This window comes from Microlunatus kandeliicorticis, assembly GCF_014137855.1.
In the GTDB taxonomy this organism is placed as follows: Bacteria; Actinomycetota; Actinomycetes; order Propionibacteriales; family Propionibacteriaceae; genus Microlunatus; species Microlunatus kandeliicorticis.
Window position 1 is genome coordinate 803258 of the sequence record NZ_JACGWT010000002.1, and the last position, 22632, is coordinate 825889.

Annotated in this window: 22 protein-coding genes; 12 read left to right on the forward strand and 10 right to left on the reverse strand. The window is 72.8% G+C overall.

From position 1 onward, the window contains the following. Positions 1-114: 114 nt before the first annotated feature. A complete protein-coding gene (locus FHX74_RS08595) occupies positions 115-678 on the reverse strand; it encodes a flavodoxin family protein (protein ID WP_182559635.1) in 564 nt (187 codons plus the stop codon). 111 nt (positions 679-789) lie between these two features. Between FHX74_RS08595 and FHX74_RS08600 the strand changes: the two genes are divergently transcribed. Then, positions 790-1449 carry a DEAD/DEAH box helicase family protein gene (locus FHX74_RS08600; protein ID WP_220483606.1) on the forward strand — a complete coding sequence of 220 codons (660 nt, stop codon included), beginning with the start codon at positions 790-792 and terminating at the stop codon, positions 1447-1449. On the opposite strand, the gene FHX74_RS08605 is transcribed toward FHX74_RS08600, so the two are convergent. After that, positions 1433-1966, reverse strand: a complete 534-nt coding sequence (locus FHX74_RS08605) for a hypothetical protein (RefSeq protein ID WP_182559636.1) — start codon at positions 1964-1966, stop codon at positions 1433-1435. The genes FHX74_RS08600 and FHX74_RS08605 overlap by 17 nt on opposite strands. A 77-nt stretch (positions 1967-2043) precedes the next feature. Beyond that, positions 2044-2544: a MarR family winged helix-turn-helix transcriptional regulator gene (locus tag FHX74_RS08610; RefSeq protein WP_182559637.1), complete on the reverse strand. Its 501-nt coding sequence runs from the start codon at positions 2542-2544 to the stop codon at positions 2044-2046. A gap of 44 nt (positions 2545-2588) precedes the next feature. On the opposite strand from FHX74_RS08610, the gene FHX74_RS08615 reads away from it, so the two are divergent. Then, entirely contained in the window at positions 2589-2900 is a 312-nt protein-coding gene (locus FHX74_RS08615; protein ID WP_182559638.1) for a hypothetical protein, read from the forward strand. A 5-nt stretch (positions 2901-2905) separates the two neighbouring features. Continuing rightward, positions 2906-3850: a serine hydrolase domain-containing protein gene (locus FHX74_RS08620; RefSeq protein WP_182559639.1), complete on the forward strand. Its 945-nt coding sequence runs from the start codon at positions 2906-2908 to the stop codon at positions 3848-3850. A 23-nt stretch (positions 3851-3873) separates the two neighbouring features. On the opposite strand, the gene FHX74_RS08625 is transcribed toward FHX74_RS08620, so the two are convergent. Further along, positions 3874-5115 carry a sensor histidine kinase gene (locus tag FHX74_RS08625; RefSeq protein WP_182559640.1) on the reverse strand — a complete coding sequence of 414 codons (1242 nt, stop codon included), beginning with the start codon at positions 5113-5115 and terminating at the stop codon, positions 3874-3876. Between the two features lie 136 nt (positions 5116-5251). Between FHX74_RS08625 and FHX74_RS08630 the strand changes: the two genes are divergently transcribed. After that, positions 5252-5683, forward strand: a complete 432-nt coding sequence (locus FHX74_RS08630) for a RidA family protein (RefSeq protein WP_328823710.1) — start codon at positions 5252-5254, stop codon at positions 5681-5683. A 76-nt stretch (positions 5684-5759) separates the two neighbouring features. Further along, positions 5760-6416: a hypothetical protein gene (locus FHX74_RS08635; RefSeq protein WP_182559642.1), complete on the forward strand. Its 657-nt coding sequence runs from the start codon at positions 5760-5762 to the stop codon at positions 6414-6416. A 117-nt stretch (positions 6417-6533) separates the two neighbouring features. On the opposite strand, the gene FHX74_RS08640 is transcribed toward FHX74_RS08635, so the two are convergent. Continuing rightward, the gene (locus FHX74_RS08640; protein WP_220483607.1) at positions 6534-6857 is read right to left on the reverse strand and encodes a hypothetical protein; all 324 of its coding nucleotides are present in this window, start codon (positions 6855-6857) and stop codon (positions 6534-6536) included. A 31-nt stretch (positions 6858-6888) separates the two neighbouring features. Beyond that, positions 6889-7770, reverse strand: a complete 882-nt coding sequence (locus tag FHX74_RS08645; RefSeq protein WP_328823711.1) for a phytanoyl-CoA dioxygenase family protein — start codon at positions 7768-7770, stop codon at positions 6889-6891. 128 nt (positions 7771-7898) lie between these two features. Here FHX74_RS08645 and FHX74_RS08650 point away from each other — a divergent pair, with 128 nt between their 5' ends. Continuing rightward, positions 7899-8717 carry a helix-turn-helix transcriptional regulator gene (locus tag FHX74_RS08650; protein WP_182559643.1) on the forward strand — a complete coding sequence of 273 codons (819 nt, stop codon included), beginning with the start codon at positions 7899-7901 and terminating at the stop codon, positions 8715-8717. Positions 8718-8760: 43 nt separating this feature from the next. After that, positions 8761-11301, forward strand: a complete 2541-nt coding sequence (locus FHX74_RS08655; RefSeq protein ID WP_235970350.1) for a heavy metal translocating P-type ATPase — start codon at positions 8761-8763, stop codon at positions 11299-11301. Between the two features lie 38 nt (positions 11302-11339). On the opposite strand, the gene FHX74_RS08660 is transcribed toward FHX74_RS08655, so the two are convergent. Then, positions 11340-12314 (reverse strand): PDDEXK family nuclease, encoded by a 975-nt coding sequence (locus FHX74_RS08660; protein WP_182559644.1) that lies wholly within the window; start codon positions 12312-12314, stop codon positions 11340-11342. A 205-nt stretch (positions 12315-12519) separates the two neighbouring features. On the opposite strand from FHX74_RS08660, the gene FHX74_RS08665 reads away from it, so the two are divergent. From FHX74_RS08665 to FHX74_RS08685, 5 genes are all read left to right on the forward strand, one after another. After that, the gene (locus tag FHX74_RS08665) at positions 12520-13821 is read left to right on the forward strand and encodes an ABC transporter substrate-binding protein (protein WP_182559645.1); all 1302 of its coding nucleotides are present in this window, start codon (positions 12520-12522) and stop codon (positions 13819-13821) included. Between the two features lie 17 nt (positions 13822-13838). Next, on the forward strand, positions 13839-14795 hold the full coding sequence (locus tag FHX74_RS08670) for a carbohydrate ABC transporter permease (protein ID WP_182559646.1): 957 nt from the start codon (positions 13839-13841) through the stop codon (positions 14793-14795). Then, positions 14788-15726 carry a carbohydrate ABC transporter permease gene (locus tag FHX74_RS08675; protein ID WP_182559647.1) on the forward strand — a complete coding sequence of 313 codons (939 nt, stop codon included), beginning with the start codon at positions 14788-14790 and terminating at the stop codon, positions 15724-15726. Before FHX74_RS08670 ends, FHX74_RS08675 begins: the two co-directional genes overlap by 8 nt. Positions 15727-15829: 103 nt before the next feature. Then, positions 15830-17158, forward strand: a complete 1329-nt coding sequence (locus FHX74_RS08680) for a Gfo/Idh/MocA family protein (protein WP_328823712.1) — start codon at positions 15830-15832, stop codon at positions 17156-17158. Continuing rightward, positions 17155-19674: a glycosyl hydrolase gene (locus FHX74_RS08685; RefSeq protein ID WP_182559648.1), complete on the forward strand. Its 2520-nt coding sequence runs from the start codon at positions 17155-17157 to the stop codon at positions 19672-19674. The genes FHX74_RS08680 and FHX74_RS08685 overlap by 4 nt, the downstream gene beginning before the upstream one ends. A 24-nt stretch (positions 19675-19698) precedes the next feature. Here FHX74_RS08685 and FHX74_RS08690 read toward each other — a convergent pair whose 3' ends face one another. From FHX74_RS08690 to FHX74_RS08700, 3 genes are read right to left on the reverse strand one after another with little or no spacing between them, the layout of a single operon-like run. Further along, a complete protein-coding gene (locus FHX74_RS08690; protein ID WP_182559649.1) occupies positions 19699-20343 on the reverse strand; it encodes a bifunctional 4-hydroxy-2-oxoglutarate aldolase/2-dehydro-3-deoxy-phosphogluconate aldolase in 645 nt (214 codons plus the stop codon). Then, the gene (locus FHX74_RS08695; protein ID WP_182559650.1) at positions 20340-21515 is read right to left on the reverse strand and encodes an acetylxylan esterase; all 1176 of its coding nucleotides are present in this window, start codon (positions 21513-21515) and stop codon (positions 20340-20342) included. Before FHX74_RS08695 ends, FHX74_RS08690 begins: the two co-directional genes overlap by 4 nt. Further along, complete coding sequence (locus FHX74_RS08700) at positions 21512-22618, reverse strand: LacI family DNA-binding transcriptional regulator (protein ID WP_182559651.1); 1107 nt, start codon at positions 22616-22618, stop codon at positions 21512-21514. The genes FHX74_RS08695 and FHX74_RS08700 overlap by 4 nt, the downstream gene beginning before the upstream one ends. Between the last annotated feature and the right edge of the window lie 14 nt (positions 22619-22632).

The following is a 22632-nucleotide window of genomic DNA, read 5'->3' on the forward strand; positions in this document are numbered from 1 at the left end:
AGCCGTGCGCTCGCGGCAGCTCCAGCGGGCCGGAACGCCGACGAGGCGGCACGTCGGGATCGACGTGCCGCCTCGGAGCGGTGCTGCGGGTCTCCGGGGCGTCCCGGAGCCGGATCAGGCGTTGAGCTTGGTGCTGATCCCGATCGCCCGGGTGACCAGGTGGTCCAGCGCGGTGTTCACCGTGTCGTCGACCGGCGCGTCATTGGCCGGGCCGGTGACGTGGCTGACGCCGTAGGGGTTGCCGTCGACGAACTTCGAGCCGTCGGTGTAGCCCGGGGACACGATCAGACCGCCGAAGTGGTGGATCGTGTTGTAGAGCGCGAGCAGCGTGGTCTCCTGGCCGCCGTGCGCGGTCTGGCTGGAGGTGAAGCCGGCGTACACCTTGTCGGCGAGCTGGCCCTGCGCCCACTGCGCACCCAGGCTGTCGATGAAGACCTTGAGCCGGCCGGCCACGTTCCCGTAGCGGGTCGGAGTGCCGAACAGGACCACGTCGGCCCAGACGATGTCGTCCGGGGTCGGGCGCTGCGGCTCGTCGGCGGCGGCCTCGTCCCCGTCGCGCCCGACCGAACGGACGCGGACCTCGGCACCCAGCGACTCGGCGGTCTGCGCGAGGCGGTTCGCCATCGTGGCGACGGTGCCCGTCTGCGAGTAGTAGATGATGGCGACCTTCGTCGACATACAGCCTCCCAAGTAGTTGATACTTCAACCTTTCTACCAGGTGCGCAGGTCGTTCTCAAGCGGGGGGACAACTCGGTTGCCGAGGGTTCACCGGCGAGGGAGGGTGGCGCCATGCAGTTGTTGCTGGTGATCGGTCCGCCCGCGGTCGGGAAGATGACGGTCGGCCGGGCGATCGCCGCGCGCAGCGACTTCCGGCTGTTCCACAACCATCACACCATCGAGCCGCTGGTCGAGGTGTTCGGCTACGGCACCCCGCCGTTCGCCGTGCTCAACGCCGAGTTCCGGCGGCGGGTGATCGAGGAGGCGGTGGCCCACGACGTCGACCTCGTCTTCAGCTTCGTCTGGGACCTGCAGAGCGAGGACGACGCGCGGTACGTCGAGGAGCTGGTCGCACCGGTCGAGCGCGGCGGCGGCCGGCTCGCCGTGCTCGAGCTCGCCGCCGACCTCGACACCCGGCTGGTCCGCAACCGCGGCGAGAGCCGGCTGGCCTCCAAGCCGACCAAACGCGATCTGGCCTGGTCGGAGGCCAACGTGCGGGAGAACGAGGCCTTCGTGCTCAACAGCGACCCGTCCGGGACGGTGCCGACCGTGGCCGACCGCTTCCTGGCCCGGCACCCGCACCTCCGGCTCGACACCTCGGGGATGGAGCCCGACGAGGTCGCGCGGGTCGCGCTCGACTGGCTGGGGGCCCGACCGGCCGGCGCGGATGAGCCGATCGGAGGCGACGGGTCCGGCGCGCGCGCGGCGGACGCGGTCAGTCGAGGACGGTGACCTCACCTCGCGCTCCCGGCCGGTGCCGACCGAAGGTGGCGACCACCTGTGCGGCTAGCGCCTCGGGTGACCGGCCCTCGACGTGGATCCGGAGATCGCAGGGCAGTTGGTCGACCACGGCGGCGTAGGCGTCGTGGTGACGACGCAGGAAGTCGGGATCCCGGCTGAGGCCGCGGCCCGGATCGCCCTGGGCCCGGGCGAGCGACGCGGCGTAGTCGGCCGTCAGCACGACGTGGAAGACCCCGCAGTCCGGCGGGGCGGCGGCGAGCACCTGACGCACCTCTTCCGGGGTGGAGGTGCCCTCGTCGACGACGAGCTCGATCCCCGTGCGGAGCCAGGCCCCGACGACGTCGGCGTGGATGCGGTGCGCCCACTCCCAGTCGGGGAGCGTCGGCAGCGCCATCTCCGCCACCGTGTCGAGATCGGTGCGGGCGACGGTCCGCCGCTGGCTGCGCAGCAGCTCGCCCACCGCCACCGCGAGGGTGCTCTTCCCGGCGGCGATCGGACCGCTGATCATCAGCAGCCTTGTCCGGCCCACCTTGTCCTGATGATCGTCAGGCGAACGCGCATGATCATCCAGATCATCCGGACCGGTCACCCGCGGCCCTGCCGGGCTTCGGTGAGGGCCTCGCGGCTCCGCTCGATCAACGGCGTCAGAGCAGCGTGCAGGGCCAGCACATCGCTCTCGTCGAGACGGAGACGTTCCATCACCGTCACCGGCACGGCCAGGGCGCGCTCACGGAGCCGGGCGCCGGTCGGGGTCAGTCCGATCCGGATGCTCCGCTCGTCCTTCGGGTCCCGCGACCGGGTGACGTAACCGATCGCCTCGAGCCGCTTGACCAGCGGCGAGAGCGTCGCCAGCTCGAGCTGGAGCAACCGTCCGATCTCGCTCAGTGACAGCGGTGCGTCCTCCCAGAGCGCGAGCATCACCAGGTACTGCGGATGGGTGAGGTCGAGCTCCTCGAGGACGGGGCGGTAGACGCTGATCACGTTGCGCGAGGCGACCGCGAGCGCGAAGCAGACCTGCCGCTCGAGCGACAGCGGGTCCGCCGCCGGCTCCGCGGCGAGGTCGTCGGAGGAACCCGTGGTCTTCACCTGCCGAACTTTACGCGTCCCCTAATACTTCGTACACTAAGCATATGACGACCTCCACCCCGATCGCGCCCGAGGACAGCTTCGGACTCTGGTACCGGTTCAGCGCGCCGCTGGTGATCAGCCTGCTCTCGGTGATCGGACCGGCTCAGCTCGAGGACCACCAGGATCCGCGCCGGCAGGCCGAGGCGGACTACATCCGGCGCGCCAACCTGCACCGCGCACGTCAGGGGAAGGGGCCGCTGCGCAAGAACCCGTTCCACTTCGGGCGCAGCATCGACCCGCTGGTGGTGGCGCTCGTCGCCGGGCCGCTGGCCCTCGTGGTGCTGCTGGCCTGGGCCGTGGCCAGCAAGTTCTGATCCGCGTGCCCGACGACCTGCGCGACCGGGCGCGGCGTGCGGCGGTGGCCGTACAGGACGCGGTGACGAACGACCTGCGTTACCACCGGACCAGCCGGCTGCTGATCGTGGCCGACGACGCCGTGCTCGTGGACGACCGCTACCGCGATCCCGGGGCCGAGCACGTCTTCTCGGTGACCAAGAGCGTGCTGGCCACTGTGCTCGGGGTGATCGCCGGTCGGGAGGGACTGCCGTCGCTGGAGGCGCCGGTCTCGGACGTGCTCGCCGAACTCCGCGGCACGCCGTCGGCCGGACAGACCTGGCGCCAGCTGTTGACCATGACCCGCGGCGCCGTGACCGACGGCACGTGGGAGATCGACGCGGTCAACGGGCTCCCGTCCGGTCAGGTCGCGCACCTGGCCCGGGCGCCGCAGGTCAGCCCGCCGGGTGAGCAGTTCGGTTACGACAACGGCGCCGCCCACCTGCTCAGCGCGGCGGCGGCGGAGCACGTCGGGGTCTCGGTCGCCGACTACGCCGAGCGGCACCTCTTCGCGCCGCTCGGGATCGAGGGCGCCCGTTGGGCGCACGACCCGGACGGCATCGCCCAGGGCGCCGACGGGCTGCAGCTGTCGGCCGACGGCGTCGCGGCGATCGGGCGGCTCTGGCTCGGTGCGGGTCGGCACCACGGTCACGAACTGGTCGAGCAGGGGTTCCTGGAGGCCATGACGAGCCGGCAGAACGACGGCGGTCCGCCCGAGGACGTCCCCTACGGCTTCCTGACCTGGCTGCCCCCGGGGCTGGTCATGGCCGCCGGCTGGGCGGGCCAGCACCTGCTGGTCGACCGGTCACGCCGGCTCGTCGTGGTGGTCACCACGGACGCCGGCTTCCGGCCGGGACCACCGCCCATCGACGCGATGCCGCAGGACTGGCGCCCCGCCGTCGAGCTGGTGCGTCCGGTCCTGTTCGGCTGAGCCCACCCGGGTCCCCGGCGGCCTCAGCCGACCCCGTGCTCCGGCAGGGTGATCACGAACTCGGCACCCTGTTCGCGGCCGACGGTTGCGGTGACCTGCCCGTCCATGGCCTGGACGAGGCGGCGGACGATGTGCAGGCCGAGCCCGGTGCCCTCGATGCCGCTGGTGTTCGAGCCGCGGACGAAGGCGGTGAACAGGTCCTCCTGGTCGGAGCCGCCGGGCAACCCGACGCCGTGGTCGGAGATCACGAAGACGATCTCCCGGGTCTCCGGCCGCCGGCTCAGGGCGATGGTGATCACGCCGCCGTCCGGGGAGTACTTCACCGCGTTCTCGGCGAGGTGCCAGAGCGCCTGGCGAGCCGCCTCCGGGTCGGCGTGGACCCAGAGGTCCGGGATGATCTCCCGCGCGATCCGGTGATCGGGACCGCAGAGGCCCTGCAGGTCGTCCGCGATCCACTCGGACAGCCGGCTGAGGTCGAGCGGCTCGGGACGCAACGACGCCGACAGGCTGCGGTCGCGTGCCTCCTCGAGCAGCGAGTCCAGCTGGCCGACCGCCCGCTTCGACGCCTCCTGGATGCTGGTCAGCCCGCGTTGCAGCTTCGGCCGCTCACGGACGTCGGTGTCCTCGAGCAGCGTCTCCGCCCACCCGGTGATGATCGCCAGCGGCGACTTCAGCTGGTGCTCGGCCTCGGCCAGGCCGACGTCGTGGTCGCGGGCCAGCTGCTCGAGGTCGCCGAGATGGTCCATCGCCGCGCGGTGGGTGCGGTCGCGGTTCCAGTGCTCGGCGATCAGCTGGGCCAGCACCAGCAGGACCGGTCGCGCACTACTGGCCACCCGGTGGTGGTCGTGACTGGCGCCGCACAGCGTGGCCACCAGCCGACGGTCGTCGTCGACGATCGGGACGCTGACGAAGGCGTTGATTCCCAGCTCGCCGGCCACCGCGGTGCCCGGCAGATCCCGTTCGACGTCGTCGGTCGCCCAGGTGCCGGTGTCGAGCGCCCGCCGGCACAGCGAGTCCCACCAGGCCGTCATCGTCCCGTTGGCGATGTCGAGCGCCGCGAGGTTGCTCGAGAACCGCACGGTCTGAGCGGTGCGGCCACCGTCGACCTCGGCGATGTAGGTCGACTCCAGACCCGTGACCGCGTGCACCATGTCGAGGATCGACGGGGCGATCATCGGGAGCGGCCGGATCCGGATCGGTGCTTCCACCCCGTCGGGTTCGAGGAAGAACGCGGCGGGCGAGGTGCGGGGGCGGGGGTCGGGCATGTCCGCGCTGAGATCTCGTTTCCGGCTCGGGTTCGACGGCGAAACGCCTGGTGACGGCAACATTATCGCGAGCGACGGACCCGGACCAGGGGTCACCGTGCGCCGTCGTCCGGCCGGTCCGTGCCAGGCTGCGCGGGTGTCCTCTCCGGTCCAGCTGCTCCGGGTCCCCGGTCTCGCGCCCGTCCCCTACGCCTACGCCGCGGTCGTCGACCCGACCCGGCGTCTGGTCCTCACCGCCGGTGCCTGCCCGCTCGACGCCGACGGCCGCACCGTCGCGGTGGGCGATCCGGTGGGGCAGGCCGAGCGGGTGCTCGACAACCTGACCGCGACGCTCGCTGCCGCCGGCGCCGGGCTGACCGACGTGGTGCGGACGACGGTCTACGTCGCGAGCAGCGACCGGGCCGACCTGGGCGCCGTGTGGGAGGTGGTGGCGGATCGCTTCGGCGACCACGACGTCCCCAGCACGCTGCTCGGCGTCGCGGCGCTCGGCTGGCCCGACCAGCTGGTCGAGATCGAGGCCGTGGCCGTGGCCGACAGCGAGCCGGTCCCTCCGGCTGATCCGCGGTGACGGCGTTGGACCGCGCTGCCACACTGGCCGTCCCGACGCGGCGCCGGGCCGCGCGGGTCCGAGCTCAGGAGTGACGATGGCCGAGTCCACGCGATCGAGCGAGACCGCGGCACCCGACCGCGACGGCGGGCTCGAACACCTGCTCAACCGGGTCGTCGCGATGAACGCCGACCTGGCCCGTCGGCACGTCCGTCGGTTCGGCGGTGATCGCACGGGTGAGGAGCTGCTGCGCCGCCTCGACCGGCAGTACCGCGCGGCGGTCACCGCCTCGGGCGGCTTCGTCGGCGCGACCGCCGCGGTGCCGGGTGTCGGGACGGCGGTCAGCGCCGCGCTCGCTGCCGGCCAGACCCTCGGCACGCTGCAGGCGACCATGCTCTACGTGCTGTCCTACGCCGAGGCGACCGGCGTCTCCGTCGACGACGTCGACCGTCGCCGGGTGCTGCTGATGGCCGTGCTTCTCGGGGAGACCGGCCAGCAGGTGGTCGAGAAGATCCTCGGCAACAGCGACCAGGACTGGGTCTCGCTGATCGGCGGCAGAGCCTCCAAGGACCTCGTCTCGCGGATCAACCGTGAGCTGCGGCGTCGCTTCCTCGGCCGCTTCGGGGTGCGCCAGGGCATCACCTCGCTGGCCCGGATGCTGCCGTTCGGGGCCGGTGCCGCACTCGGCGGGATCGCCGGGGCGGCCAGCAGTGCCGCGGTGATCAGATCGACCCGCCGCGCCTTCGGCGTCTGAGGGCGGGACCCGGCGTCCACCGGGCCGGAACGGACGCGTCGCCCGGGTGCCGGTGGGGGCACCCGGGCGACGCGTGATCTCGGGTCGGCGGTCGTGCCGCCGGGTCGTGCGTCCGGTTCAGCTGCTGGTCTCGACCAGCCGCTCGAACAGGAACTCGTAGGGCAGGTAGGAGACGTCGTACTCGTGCCCGGGCTGGTGCGCGGTGAGCTGCGACATCTGGATCAGCCGCCAGCCGTCGATCAGGGCCTCCAGCCCGGTCGCGTACGGCGGGACGTCGCTGTCGCCCATGGTCGGGCGCGACCGGCCGGTGCCGTCGTAACGCGACCAGCCGATCACGTTCGAGTCGAGGGCCGAGGTGCCCAGGTAGAGGACGAGCACCTGCTGGCGCAGGTGGGCGTCGATCGGCCGGGCCGAGAACGATTCTTCGACGGAGATGGTCATCAGGCTTCCCTTCGCTGTGCGGTCGCGGTGATCAGAAGTTCCAGCCGGCGCTCGGCTTGTTCGAGCCGAGCCGCGGGTCGGTGGCCCCCGGGGCCAGGAACTGCGGCCGCAGCGTCTCCCGGGTCAGGTAGTAGTCGATGTCGAACTCCTGGTCGCCGGTCAGCGTCCGCCACAGCTTGGCGCGGTTGACCAGCTCGAGCCGACCCTCGTTCGCCGAGGTCCAGCCGAAGTTGGTCCGGAGCTCCTTGACCACCGCGGGGTCGTCGATGTCGTCGGTGTTCCACAGCCGCAGCTGGCGCACGGTCGGGTTGAACCTGATCTTGAACATGTAGCGCGGCTGGTCGGAGTCGTTGCGGCGTCCGCCGTGCCAGATGCCGTGGTGCAGGAAGACCACGGTGCCGGCCGGGCAGGTGAGCCGGGTCTGGCCGGCCAGGTTCTGGTAGCGGCCGATCCCGGTCTGGTTGATCTTGCGCAGGTGGGTGCCCGGCACGCTCAGCGTGCCGCCCTGCTCGAGGGTGACCTCGCGCGGGTAGTACATGAGCTGGACGTCGAACGCGTCGGTCCGGGTGTCCAGGATCGCGTCGCCGTGCATGTTCTGGGCCTCGCCGCCGCGCGGCGGGCGGACGTGCACCGCGTGGTGGTCGATCACCGGGTTGGGGCCGACCAGGCTCTGCACCGCACCGGCCACGGCGGGCAGGTCGAGCAGCTCGCGGACGAAGGTCCCGGTCGGGAACGCCTCGTCGAGCGCGGTGCCGTAGGGGTAGCCGGGGATGCCTTCGTCGAGCACGTCGATCGCGCGCTCGTTCATGCTCGCCGGGACCACCGCTTCCAGAGCGATCGCGCCGTGCGACACGAAGTGGGCCATTTCCACCGAACTCAGCAGGTGCTTGCGATCCACCAGGGGCGTCACCACGCCGTCCTTTCCTCAAGTCGGGATCCGGGCGCGACTGCCGATTGCGTCACGCTCCGGTGGTCGAGCCTAAGCCGGGCGGGTCGACCCGCGGATGGTGCAAAGCCCACCGCTGCTGGTTCAATTCGTGCATGACGAGCCGAGTCGCCGACGACGTCCCGGCTACCCCGCTGGACCTGTCCGGGCCACCGGAGGTCGCGGGGATCGGGCGCAGCACCCACGGGGTGGTCCGGCCGGTCGACGAGTTCCGGCTGCCCGAGCTGTGGTCGCTGCACCTGTACAGCTACCACGCCGAGCTCGAGGTCGACGGCGCCGCCCACGCGATCGCCCCCGGCACGGTCAGCCTGGTGCCGCCGGGTGCGGTGATCCGCTACCGCTACCAGGGGCCCTCCACGCACCTGTACGCCCACCTCCGGGCCCGCGCGCTCCCGGTGCGCCGGGCTCACGCGCCGGGGTCCCGGCTGCGGCTGGTGATGTCGCCGGGGGCTGACCTCCCAGTGGTCAACGACCTGATGGCCTCTGCGGTGGCCAGCGCGCCGAGCCGACCGACGCGGTCGCGCTGCGATCTCTGGGCCGTGCTGCTGCGCCTCGACGAGCGGCCCGTGCTCGGTCAGGCGCCGCCCGCCCAGCAGCATCTGACCGCGGCGATGAGCTACGTCGAGTCCAGGCTCCCCGATCCGATCACGGTCCCCGAGATCGCGGCCGCCGTCGGCGTCTCGGCCAACCACCTGACCCGGGTGTTCACCGCCGAGCTGGGCAGCACGGTGGTCGGCTACGTGCGCCGGCGGCGGATCGAGCACGCCCGGCGGCTGCTGGCCAGCACCACGATGTCCATCGCCGCGGTCGCCGCGAGCGTCGGTTTCACCGACCTCCAGGCGTTCAACAAGACCTGTCGCGCCGTCACCGGGGTGTCCCCGCGCCAGCTGCGACGGGCGGCCGAGGAGGTCTGATCCGGGTGCCGGCCATATACCCCCAAGGGGTATATTGCGGGCCATGAGCAGTCACCAGCCCGAGCACACCGACGTCGCCACCCTCGACCCGGTGTGCGGCATGACGGTCGGGAGCGACACCCCGCACCGGTTCGTGCACGACGGTGTCGAGTACCGGTTCTGCTCGGCCGGCTGCCGGGTCCGGTTCGCCGCGGACCCCGCGTCGTTCCTCGGCGGCGACGCACCCAGCCACGGGCACGAGGAGCACGCGCACACCGATCCCGCGACGACCGACCCGGTCTGCGGAATGACCGTCGGTCCGGACAGCCCCTATCGGCTGGTCCGCGACGGTGTCGAGCACCGGTTCTGCTCCGCCGGCTGCCGGGACTCCTTCGCCGCCGGCGAGGGCGGAGGACACGACCACGGGCACGATCACGGCGGCCACGCAGGGCCGGACGCGCCCACCGAGGCCGAGTACACCTGCCCGATGCACCCGGAGATCCGCCAGGTCGGGCCCGGGAGCTGCCCGATCTGCGGCATGGCGCTCGAGCCGGTGCTGATCACCGCCGAGGCCGCTCCCAACCACGAGCTGATCGACTTCCGCCGCCGGCTGCTGATCGGGATCGCGCCGACGGTGCTGGTCGTCGCGCTCGAGATGGGCAGCCACTTCGTGCCTGGCTTCGACCGGGTGATCGGCGACCGGCTCAACGTCTGGCTGCAGCTGGTGCTCGCGACGCCGGTGGTGCTCTGGGCGGGCTGGCCGTTCTTCGTCCGCGGGGTCAACTCGGTGCGGACGCGGAACCTCAACATGTTCACGCTGATCGCCCTCGGCACCGGGGTGGCGTGGCTCTACAGCCTGGTGGCGACGGTCGCGCCCGGGATCTTCCCGAGCGGGTTCCGCAACGCGATGGGTGGCGTCGACGTCTACTTCGAGCCGGCGGCGGTGATCACCCTGCTGGTGCTCGTCGGGCAGGTGCTCGAGCTGCGGGCCCGGGACCGGACGGCCGGCTCGATCCGCGCGCTGCTCGACCTCACCCCGCGGTCGGCCCGGCGGATCGAGGCCGACGGCACCGAGCGCGAGGTGCCGCTCGACGCGGTGGTGGTCGGCGACCGGCTCCGGGTCCGTCCGGGCGAGCAGGTGCCGGTCGACGGCACGGTCGCCGGCGGCCGGTCCGACGTCGACGAGTCGATGGTCACCGGTGAGCCGATGCCGGTCGGCAAGACCACCGGCGACCCGGTGATCGGCGGCACGCTGAACGGGTCGGGAGCACTGGTCGTCGAGGCCGGTGCCGTCGGACAGGACACCATGTTGGCCCGGATCGTCGGCATGGTCGCCGAGGCCCAGCGCTCGCGGGCACCGATCCAGCGGTTGGCCGACCGGGTCTCCGGGGTGTTCGTCCCGGTGGTGATCGCCATCGCGGTGATCGCGTTCGTCGTGTGGCTGCTGGTCGGTCCCGAGCCGCGGGCTGCGCACGCACTGATCGCTGCGGTCGCGGTGCTGATCATCGCCTGCCCCTGCGCCCTCGGGCTGGCCACCCCGATCTCGATCATGGTCGGGGTCGGCCGCGGGGCGCGCTCGGGGGTGCTGATCAAGGACGCCGAGGCGCTCGAGCGGATGGAGAAGGTCGACGTGCTGGTGGTCGACAAGACCGGCACCCTCACCGAGGGCCGGCCGTCGGTGACCGCTGTCGTCACCGTGCCCGGGACCGACGAGGACCGGGTGCTCGGTCTGGCGGCCGCGGTCGAACAGGTCTCCGAACACCCGCTCGCCCGGGCGGTGCTGGCCGCCGCTCGCGACCGCGGTCTCGAGCCGTCCGCGGTCGACGACTTCGACGCCGTCGCCGGCCGCGGGGTGACCGGGACGGTCGACGGCCACCGGGTGCTGGTCGGCACCAGCGAGCTGCTGGCCGACGCGGGCCTCGACCCCCGGCCGGACGGCACGGCGGGCGTCGACCTGGCCGCGCGGGCCGAGCAGGAGCGCGCGTCCGGGGCGACCGCGGTGTTCGTCGCGGTCGACGACCGGGCGATCGGGCTGCTGGCCGTCGCCGACCCGGTCAAGGCGGGCACCCCGGACGCGCTCCGCGACCTGCGCGCCGACGGCGTCCGGGTGGTGATGCTGACCGGGGACAACCCGACGACCGCGCGCGCCGTGGCCGACCGGCTCGGGATCGACGAGGTCGAGGCCGGCGTGCTGCCCGACCGCAAGGGCGAGGTGGTGCAGCAGCTGCAATCCGCCGGGCAGGTGGTGGCGATGGCCGGCGACGGCGTCAACGACGCCCCCGCGCTGGCCGCCGCCGACGTCGGGCTGGCCATGTCGACCGGCACCGACGTGGCCATCGAGTCGGCCGGGATCACCCTGCTGCACGGTGATCTCGCCGGCATCGCGACCGCCCGACGGCTCTCGACCCGGGTGATGCGCAACATCCGGCAGAACCTGGTGTTCGCGTTCGTCTACAACGCCGCCGGGCTGCCGATCGCGGCCGGGGTCCTCTACCCGCTGTTCGGGATCACCCTGTCGCCGATCATCGCGGCCGCGGCGATGGCGCTCTCGTCGGTGTCGGTGATCGGCAACGCCCTCCGGTTGCGGACCCAGCGGCTCGGCTGACCCGGCGCCGGCGCACTGACCGTCGGGTTCGGCAGGGTCTACCAGTCCCAACCCGACGACGGAGGCGCCGGACACCGCGGACAACGGGCCGGGAGGCCCGACCAGCCGCGGTCGCGGAGCACCGTCGCGACCTGCCGGGCCACCCGGCACGGCCGGCTGGCGACGTCGGACCAGCCGTAGCGCAACGTGGTCAGCCCGCGCACCGCGGCCACGTTGTCGCGCTCGAGGTCCCGGAACCGGCCGGCGCCGAGATGGCCGAGCCGACCGTCGAGCTCCACCAGCAGGGCGAAGTCGTCGTAGGCGACGTCGACCACGCCGAGCCCACGCCGCCGCTGCCGGAGCCCGGTGGGCAGTCCGTGCGCGCGTTCGACGGTGCGCAGGTAGCGCAGCTCGAGCGGGGTCTCGGCACCGGCGGCGACGTCCTCGGGCAGGCTGCCGAGCAGCCGCCGGTGCCGCAGCCGCGGCCGGGCCGAGGCGGCGCGGGCCAACCGGGCCGGCGTGGTGCGACGGCGTTGGACCGCTCGGGTGACCCAGTCGAGCGCGGCCCTCTGGTCGCCGAGGTCGACCAGGTCGAGCACGGTGTCCTCGACGGTGGTGCGAGGCAGGTCGTCGAGCAGTGACACCCGACGGTGCGGGAGGGACTGCCGCCGCCAGCTCCACCCGTACGGAGGCTCCGGGCGGCGGAGCGGCAGGTCGGCGTCGGCGGGCAACCAGACGGCGATCTCGTCCGGCGGGTCGTCGACCAGTCCGCGGGTGAACGCGGCCGCCTCGGCCGCGAGCACGGCACCGTCGCCGCCGACCAGGACCGCGGCCCAGGCCTGGCTGAACCAGGTGGGCGGGCCGGTCAGCAGGTAGACCGCCCGGCACAGCCGCGGCCAGCCGCCCGGTCCGGTGAGCCGGGCGAGAGCGGTGCGGCTCAGTCCGTGACCGAGGCACAGGGCGCGGGTGGCGGCGCCGGCCTGGCGGTCGGCCAGGGCGAGCAGGGCAGCGGGAACCGGCTGTCGTGGGTACACACCCGCACCCTGGGGAGGTCACCGCGGCCCGCGCGGGCGTCGTCCACAGGGCCGGTCAGTGGTTCGCTCGATCCACCGTCGGATCCGGCCCCGTAGACCCTGCACAAGCCGACGACGGCGCGCCCGACGAGTTCGTTGACAGGGGAAAGCGTTGTCCACTAGCCTCCAGAAAACGCTTTCTGACTCGAGGACGAGGGTGGAGGACATGGGCGTCAACCGGAGACAGTTCCTGATCGGTGGGCTCGGAGCGATGGCCGCGACGGCCGGTCTCGCCGGGTTGAGCGGCTGCGGCGGGAGCTCGAGCAGCGGCTCCGCGACCAGCGGCGACCTGGCCTTCACCTGGTGGGGCAACGACGTCCGCAACAAGGAGACCACCGAGGCGATCGCCGCCTACGGCAAGGCGAACCCCGGGGTCAAGATCTCGCCGCAGCCGGGGGAGTGGGCGAGCTACTGGGACAAGCTGGCCACCCAGACCGCCGCCAACAACGCGCCCGACGTCATCCAGATGGACATGGCCTACATCTCCGAGTACGGCAACCGCGGCGCGCTGCTCGACCTGTCCAAGTACGGCGCGGACACCTCGAAGTTCGCGGCCGGCACGGTCGACTCGGGCAAGATCGACGGCACCCTCTACGGCATCAACGCCGGCATCAACACCCCGACGATCCTGGTCAACCCGAAGCTGTTCGCCAAAGCCGGCATCGACGTCCCGGACGACAAGACCTGGACCTGGAACGACTACAAGCAGATCGCCGGCGAGCTGACCGGCAAGCTCGGCAACGGCATCGTCGGCACCGCCTCGCCGTTCAACGACGCCACCCTGAGCGCCTGGCTGCGCCAGCAGGGCAAGGAGCTCTTCGTCGACAAGGGGCTCGGCTTCACCGCCACCGACGTCGTCGGCTGGTTCCAGCTGATGCTCGACTTCCAGAACGCGAAGGCCATGCCGTCGGCCTCGGCGATCACCGAGGAGGCCTCGCAGTCGCTCGACCAGGGCTCGCTGGTCACCGGCAAGGCCGCGATGGCCTACTTCTGGTCCAACCAGGTGGAAGCCGTCAACCAGGCCGCGGGAACCGAGATGAAGCTGCTCCGCTATCCGAGCCTGGCCGGCAAGGCCGCCGAGCGGAAGGCCTGGTACAAGGCGTCGATGCTCTGGTCGGCCTCGAGCCGGTCGAAGTCGCCCGAGGCCGCGGTCGCGTTGATCAACTGGTGGGTCAACAGCACGGACTGCGCGAACATCTGCCTGGCCGAGCGCGGCATCCCGGCCAACACCGAGGTGCTGGGCACCGTCAAGCCCAAGCTGTCCAAGGCCCAGCAGAGCGTCGCCACCTTCATCGACGAGATCAAGCCCGAGCTGGCCGACACCCCGATCGCCCCACCGCCCGGCGGCGGCACCCTGGGGGACGTGATGAGCCGGGCGATGAGCGACCTGCTCTTCGGCCGGAGCAACGTCAACGACGCCGCGAAGAAGTTCGTCGACGAGCTCACCTCCAACCTGTCCGCCTCCTGACCCGGACCGGCTGACCGATGAGTGCGATCTCCGAGCTCTCCAGTCTCAAGATCACCCGCGCCCGCACCCCGGAGGAACGCCGGATGCGGGCCAAGGAGGCCGGCCGCGACAACAAGGCCGGCTACCTCTTCCTGGCGCCCTGGCTGGTGGGGCTGCTGGTGATCACCGTGGGGCCGATGCTGGCCTCGCTCTACCTGTCCTTCACCGACTACAGCCTGATCCAGGCGCCGCGGTGGGCCGGGCTCGACAACTACGCGCGGATGCTCGAGGACCCGCGTCTGCACCAGTCGCTCAAGGTCACCTTCGTCTACGTGTTCGTCTCGGTGCCGTTGCAGCTGCTGCTGGCGCTGGCCATCGCGGTGCTGCTCGACAGGGGGATGCGCGGGCTGTCGCTCTACCGGTCGATCTTCTATCTGCCGTCGATGCTCGGCGGCTCGGTGGCGATCGCCGTGCTGTGGCGGCAGATCTTCGGCACCGAGGGGCTGGTCAACCAGATCCTCCGGCTGTTCGGGGTGAACGCCTCCACCGGCTGGATCTCCGACCCGCAGTACGCGCTCGGGACGATCATCCTGCTGCACGTCTGGACGTTCGGGTCACCGATGGTGATCTTCCTGGCCGGGCTGCGGCAGATCCCCGGGATGTACTACGAGGCCGCCGCGGTCGACGGGGCCAGCCGGTGGACCCGGTTCACCCGGATCACCCTGCCGCTGCTGAGCCCGATCATCTTCTTCAACCTGGTGCTGCAGATCATCGGCGCCTTCCAGTCGTTCACCCAGGCCTTCGTGGTCTCGAACGGCAGCGGGGGACCGAGCGACTCGACGCTGTTCTACACGCTCTACCTCTACCAGCGCGGGTTCGGCCAGTTCCAGATGGGCTACGCCGCCGCGATGGCCTGGCTGCTGGTGGTCATCGTCGGCGTCCTCACCGCGATCAACTTCTTCGCCTCTCGATACTGGGTGTTCTACGATGACTGACCTCCAGGCCGCCGCTCCCGCCCGCCTCGCCCCGTCGCGCGCGGACGCCACCCGGGCCGGGTCCCGACAGGCCCCGAGCCGCCCCGAGCGCCGCGCGCACCCGGCCGCCACCGCCCGCGCGCTGATCAAGCACCTGGTGCTGATCGCCGCCAGCCTGGTGATGATCTATCCGCTGCTGTGGATGCTGGTCAGCTCGTTCCGGCCCACCGACGTGATCTTCCGGACGCCGGGGCTCTGGGTGAACAACCTGGTCACCGACAACTACAGCACCGGCTGGAACGCCTTGTCCGAGCCGTTCGGGCACTACCTGCTCAACTCGGCGCTGGTCGTGGTCGGCGCGGTGCTCGGCAACCTGACCTCGTGCTCGCTGGCGGCCTACGCCTTCGCCCGGCTGCGGTTCCGGCTCAAGACCCTGTGGTTCTCGATCATGCTGGTGAGCATCATGCTGCCGATCCACGTGATCGTCGTGCCGCAGTACATCCTGTTCAACCTGCTGGGCTGGGTGAACACCTTCATCCCGCTGGTGCTGCCGAAGTTCCTCGCCACCGACGCGTTCTTCGTCTTCCTGATGGTGCAGTTCATCCGTGGCATCCCGCGCGAGCTCGACGAGGCCGCCCGGATCGACGGCTGCGGGCACTGGAAGATCTTCACCCGGGTGATGCTGCCGCTGATGGGCCCGGCGCTGGCCACCACCGCGGTGTTCACCTTCATCTGGACCTGGAGCGACTTCTTCACCTCGCTGATCTACCTGACCGACCCGGCCAAGTACACCGTCCCGGTGGCGCTGCGCTCGTTCCTGGACGCCACCAGCGGCAGCAACTGGGGCGCGATGTTCGCGATGTCGGTCGTCTCGCTGGTGCCGATCTTCATCGCCTTCCTGGCCGGGCAGCGGTTCCTGGTCAAGGGCATCGCCACCACCGGCGGCAAGTGATCCCGGGCCGCCGGGCCCTCAGCTCCGTCAGAGAACCGGCGCGCCAGACTCGACGGAGCGAGACCGAGCAGACCCACCCGACCCGAGCACAGGAGAGCCACACGTGAGCAGGACCCGTTACGCGGTCGTCGGCACCGGACACCGGGTGCAGATGTACCTCGGCGCGATCGCCGGTGACCACCGGGACGACGCCGAGCTGGTGGCGTTGCTCGAGCCCAACCCGGGCCGGCTGGCCGTCCACCAGGGCTGGCTGACCGACGCCGGGCTCGACCTCTCCGGGGTGGCCACCGGTCACCCGGACCGGCTCGAGGAGCTGCTGGCCGCCCAGCGGGCCGAACGGCTGATCGTCACCTCGCCGGACTTCACCCACGCCGGCTACATCGTCCGTGGGCTCGAGGCGGGTGTCGACGTGGTGGTCGAGAAGCCGCTGACCATCGACCCAGACGGCGTCCGCGCCATCGCGCAGGCGGTCGACCGGACCGGCCGGCGGGTGGTGGTCACCCACAACTACCGCTACAGCCCGCGCAACTCGGGACTCAAGCAGCTGGTCAAGGAGGGCGCGGTGGGCACCCCGCTCTCGGTCACCTTCGAATGGGTGCTCGACACCGCGCACGGTGCGGACTACTTCCGCCGCTGGCACCGGGACAAGAAGAACTCCGGCGGGCTGCTGATCCACAAGGCCTCGCACCACTTCGACCTGATCAACTGGATCCTGGCCGACGCCCCCAGCCGGGTGTTCGCCAGCGGCGGGGTGCGCTTCTACGGCGCCGAGAACGCCGAGCGGCGCGGGCTGCCGCCCCGGCCGCCGCGCGGCACGCACGACGGGTCGCGGACGCCGTGGGAGCTCGACCTGCGCGACGACCCGAAGCTCGAGGCGCTCTACCACGCCAACGAGAGCTACGACGGCTACCTGCGCGACCAGGACGTGTTCGGGCCCGGCGTGACCACCGAGGACAACCTGGCCCTGGTCGTCGACTACGAGCACGGCGCGACGCTGAGCTACGCGCTCAACGCGCACAGCCCGTGGGAGGGCTACCGGATCGCGGTCAACGGCACCGAGGGCCGCGCCGAGCTCGAGGTGATCGAGCGCGCCGCGGTGCTGGAGGACGAGGACGGCAAGGTCGTCGTCGATCCGAGCGCGCTGCCCGAGCACGCCAGCCGCCAGGGCGGTCAGCGGCTCACCCTGCAGCGGCACTGGCAGCCGGCCGAGGACGTCCCGATCGTCGAGGGCGCCGGAGGTCACGGTGGCGGTGACGCGCTGCTGCTGGCCGACGTGTTCCGCGGCCCGGGCGACGACTGGCTCGAGCGCCCCTCCGACTGGGTCGACGGCGTCCGTTCGGTGGCGGTCGGGATGGCCGGCAACGTGTCGCTGCGCACCGGACGGGCGGTCACCGTCGACGAGCTCGACCTCGGGGTGAAGCTGTCCCGGTGAGCCATCCGGACCCGTCCCGCCCGCTCGACCTCGCGGCCCTGCGGGCCGGGTTCGTCGACCCGCCACGCGAGGCCGCGCCGATGATGCGGTGGTGGTGGTTCGGCCCGAGCGTCGAACGCGGTGAGCTCGACCGCGAGCTGACCGCGATGGCGGCGGCCGGGATCGGCGGCGTCGAGATCGCCTACGTCTACCCGCTGGCGCCCGCGACCATCCGCTTCCTGTCGCCGGAGTTCCTGGCCGACCTGCGCTGGGCGGCCGAGCGCGCCCGCGCCCTCGGTCTGCGCGTCGACCTGACGCTGGGCAGCGGCTGGTCGTTCGGCGGTCCGCACGTCAGCCCCGAGCACGCCGCCCGGCGGCTCTGGTGGGACCGGCGCGAGATCGGCCCCGCAGCCCTCACGGTCTCCACCGTGGCGGGCTTCCCCGGCGACCGGTTCGTCGCGGCCTATCTCGGGTCCGGCTCCCGTCAGGAGGAATCCGACGACGTCGTCCAGCTCGCGACCGACGGCGACCGGGTCCGGGTGCCCGCCGGCGCCGGTCCGCGGCAGCTGCTGCTGGCCTGGTCGCGTCCGACCGGTCAGAACGTCAAGCGGGCCGCAGCGGGTGCCGAGGGCCCGGTGTTCGACCACTACGCCGCGGAGGCCACCGCCGAGCACCTGGCCGCGGTGGGGGACCCGCTGCTCGACGCCGTCCCCGCCGCCCTGCTCGGCTCGGTGTTCTGCGACAGCCTCGAGGTCTACGAGGCCGACTGGACGCCCGCGCTGCCCGAGGAGTTCGAGCGCCGCTGCGGCTATCCGCTGCTGCCGGAGCTGTACCGGCTGGCCGGCGACCACGGCGACGCCGAACGCGCCCGTCGGGTGCGGGCGGACCTGCACCGGACGCTCAGCCGGCTCTACGAGGAGCACTTCGTCGTCCCGGTCCGCGACTGGGCCCGGCGGCGTGGGGTGCCGTTCCGGATCCAGGGCTACGGCACGCCGCCTGCGCTGGTCAGCAGCTACCGGCACGCCGACCTGATCGAGGGGGAGGGCTGGGGCTGGAAGCGGCTCACCCAGACCCGCTGGGCCAGCTCCGCGGCGCACCGCTACGGACGTCCGGTGGTGTCCTCGGAGATCTGGACCTGGGTGCACTCGCCGTCGTTCCGGGCCACCCCGCTCGACCTGCTCGGTGAGGCGCACGAGCACCTGCTGCTGGGGATCAACGCCTTCGTCGGGCACGGCTGGCCCTACTCGCCCTCGGACGCCCCCGGGCTGGGCTGGATGTTCTACGCCGCCGGGGCGCTCGACGACCGGAACCCCTGGTGGCCGGCGATGCCTTCTCTGACCCGCCGGCTCAGCCGGCTCTGCTGGCTGCTCCGGCAGGGCGAGCCGGTCGCCGACGTCGCGGTCTACGTCCCCACCGAGGAGGTGTTCGCCCGGATGGGCACGGCGCAGGGCGGCTCGCTCGACGCCTGGCGCGAGACCCGGGCGCTGATCGGCGACGCCGTGGTCGGGGCGATCCGCGAGGCCGGGCTCGACTACGACCTGGTCGACGACGACGGCTTCGCCGGCTTGGAGGCCGATCGCTACCGCGCCCTGCTGGTGCCCGACGGCTGCGTGCTGTCGGCAGGAGCTGCGCACTGGGCCGAACAGCTGACCGCCGCCGGGGGTCAGGTGATCACGCCGGACACGCTCGACGAGCTCGAGCCGGATCTCCTGATCACGCCGCGGGTCGCCGCGCTCGGCCACGTCCACCGCCGGCTCGCCGACGTCGACGTCTGGCTGGTGGTCAACACCGGACCCGACCGGCTGACCGCCACCGTACGGCCGCGCACGAACGCGGATCGCTGGCAGAGCTGGGATCCCGCCACCGCCGCGGTGACCAGAGCGGGGACGCTCGCCGACGGGATCGCCATCGAGCTCGAGGCCTATCAGGCGGTGGTGATCATCACCGGGGACGTCGACGACGGTCCGGTGGCGGTCGCCGACCCGCCGGCCGAGCGGGTGACCCTGGGCGACTGGACGGTCGCGGTCGAGGACGAACCGCCGCGGCCGGTCGGGTTGCCGCACCGCTGGGAGGACGAGCCGGTGCTGCGTCACCACGCCGGCTCGGCGGTCTACCGCACCACGCTGCCGCCGGTCCCGGCCGGGGCCCGGGTGGTGCTCGACCTGGGGCCCTTCGTGCCCGGGGACGACCGCGGGAGTGACCAGGACGGGATGGTGGGGCCGTCGTACCGGGTGGCCGAGGGGGCCCCGGTCGGGGTCGCCGCGCGGGTCGGCGTCGACGGTGTCGAGCTCGGGGTGATCTGGGCGCCGCCGTACCGGGTGGACCTGACGACGGCGGTCGCCACCGGCGGCCGGGTGCTCGAGATCGAGGTGTTCAACACCGCGGCGAACGCGCTCGCGGTCGACGAGGAGATCCTCGCGCTGGCCGCGGCGGCGGAGGCGCGCGACGGTCGCCGGTTCCGGATGCAGCAGCTCGACCGGGCCATGGACGGCGCGCGTTCCGGGTTGCTCGCCGTCCCCACCCTGTTGGTCGGCTGACGGGTTGGTCGGCCGTCCGGGCGCTCAGCGCAGCGAGGCGACCAGCTGGTCGGCCCGATGGCGCAGCGCCCCGAGGTCGCCGCCGGTGAGGGCGTCACCGACCAGCGAGCCGCTGACCCCGACCGCCGCCGCCCCGAGCCGCAGGTAGTCGGCGGCGTTGTCGACGGTCACCCCGCCGGTGGGCATCAGCGCGATGTCGGGCAGCGGGCCACGCAGCTCGCGGAGGTAGTCCGGTCCGCCGAGCGGCCCGATCGGCGACACCTTGACCAGCGGGACGTCGAGCTCCCAGGCGGTGACGATCTCGGTCGGGGTGAGCGCACCGGGGACGTAGCTCAGCCCGAGCTCGGCTGCGGTGGCGACCAGCCGGGGCAGGACCACCTGGCTGACCGCGAAGTCGGCCCCGGCGTCGGCCGCGGCCCGCAGGTGGTCGGGGGTGCGGACGGTGCCGACGCCCAGCAGCACGCCAGGCAGCCGGCGCTTGGCCTCGACCAGCGCCTCGAGCGCGCCCGCGCTGGTCATCGTGAACTCCAGGCAGGTCAGCCCGGCCTCGGCCAGCACCTCGGCGGCCGCGACGAACCGGCCGGCGTCGGGGGCGCGGAAGATGCCGACCGCGGCCGCCTCGGGCAGCACCGAGGCGCGGCGGGCGGAGCGGGTGGTGGTGCTGGTCATCGGGCTCTCCTCGTGGGTGGTCGGTGGACGGGTGCCGGGGCGGCGGGCCGCAGGGCGTCGTCGAGGAAGGCCCAGGCCTCGGCCTGCTCGGTGGCCCCGAAGCCGTGCGGGCCGGGGTGGAAAGCACCGGTGTAGCGGTCGGTCCCCCGGTGCAGCACGGTCAGCCGGTCGTCGGCGGCCCGCATCCCCGCCGGGGTGAAGAGGGCGTCGTCGCTGCGGTAGCTGACCAGGAACCGGGCGCGGCCGAGCCGGGTCAGGTCGGGCCACTCGGTGTGCACCGCCAGCCCGGGGGCGTGCAGCAGCCAGCTGTGCTGGTCGATCCGGTCCGGGACGGTGGACGCGAAGGTCGCCATCATGCAGCTGACCACCGCGGCCCGCACCCGGTGGTCGAGCGCGCCCAGCAGCAGGGCCCGACCGCCGCCGCCGGAGAACCCGAAGCAGCCCAGTCGGTCCCGGTCGACGCCGGGCAACCCGGCCACCAGGTCGAGCGCGGCGAGGTCGTCGGCGAGCACCAGCCCGGCGAAGGTCTGGCCGAGGATCCCGGCGGTCTTGGCCACGGTCTCCTCGTGCCAGTTCGAGACCGCGTCGAACCGCTCGTCGTCGGACGGCCGGACGCCGTCGCGTGCCCAGCGGGCCTCGAGGGCGTCGATCAACCCGGCCAGCTTGACGGTGGGTCGGGACAGGTCGAACCTGCGGCTGTCCCAGGAGAAGGCGTCGTGGGCGAGCACGGCGTAGCCGCGGCGGGCCAGCGCGCTGGCCGGGGCCAGGCCGTCGTAGGCGCTCTGCTGCATCGCCCGGGCGCGCGGGCGGGTCCGCTCACCCAGGTCGACGAGCTGCTCGCCGCCGACCGACCGGGCGCCGCCGTGGCAGTGCAGGGCGAGCACCCCGGGCAGCGGCTCGGCCGTGCCCTGCGGGCGGAGCAGCCAGCCCCGCGTCCGCGGCCCGTAGCCGACCGTCCAGTCCAGCGGCTGCGCCTCGACGCCGTCGACCACGAGCGACGGGCCGGTCCGGACGTCGGTCGCGGTCAGCGCGGGGATGCCGAGCAGCCGGGCGACGGCGTCGGTCTCCGGGTCGTCGGCGGTCCAGGTTGCGGCGCCGTGGGCGTGGGCGGGCCAGTCCTCGTAGCCACCGATCGGGGTCGGCTGCGACGGGAGGGTGCTGGGTGTCGTCACCGGGCCACCCGCCGCCGGCGCGACGTCCGTCCCGCGGAGGTGGCGACCGGCGCGGGCCCGGTGCTCGCCCGTCGCTCGACCGAGGGGCGGAACACGGCGTGCCCCGGCGTCGTCCGGCCGCCGAGCCGGTCGGCCATCCGGTGCCAGGCCTGGACACCGAGCTCGTCGACCGGGACGGCCGCGGTGGTGAGCGGCGGGCTCAGGTAGCGGGCGAACGGGATGTCGTCGAAGCCGGTGACCGAGACGTCCGCGGGCACCCGGATCCCGCGTTCCCCGAGCCCGCTGAGCAGCCCCATCGCCACCAGGTCGTTGAAGGCGAGCACCGCGGTCGGCTGACCGCCCTCCGGATCGCCGGCCCCGACGTGCCCGGCGATCCGGTCGGCGACGGTGGCCGCGGCCGCGTACCCGTCGGCGAAGTTGACCCCGCAGGGCAGCGTCACCACCCGGGCGTCCGGGTGGTCGGCGCCGAAGTCGCGGACCGCGGCCAGCCGGCGGGTGTTCGACGCGCTCCGGGAGGCCCCGGCCAGATAGACCAGCTCGCGGTGCCCGTCGGCGTGCAGCAGCTCGAGCAGCTCCGCCAGCGCGGCCCGGTAGTCGGCCGCGACCACCGGGGTCCCGGTCGGGTCGGTGCTGCCCGGCTCCCGGTTGACCAGCACGACCGGTTGCAGCTCACCGAGCAACCGGCGCAGGTCGTCCTCGGGCATCCGCGGCGCGCAGAGCACCAGCCCGTCGCAGCGGCGCCGGGTGGTGCCGGCCAGCGCGATCTCCTCGGTCACCGACTCTGCCGAGTCGGCCACCAGGATGTGGTAGCCGTCGCGGCCCGCCGCCCGGCTGAGCCCGCGCAGGACGCCCAGGAAGGTCGGGTTCTCCAGGTCGGGCACCACCACCGCGACGGTGTTGGTCTTGCCGAGCACCAGGCTCCGGGCCAGCGGGCTGGCGGAGTAGCGCAGGTCGTCGGCGGCCTGCCGGACCTTGGCCGCGAGCGCGCGGTCGACCCGCGGGTTGTCGTTGAGCACCCGTGACACGGTGGCCAGGGAGACCCCGGCGCGGGCGGCGACGTCGGCGATGGTCGCGGGCCGGGACGCGCGTGGCTCGGTGCTCACCTGCGCGCTCCGGT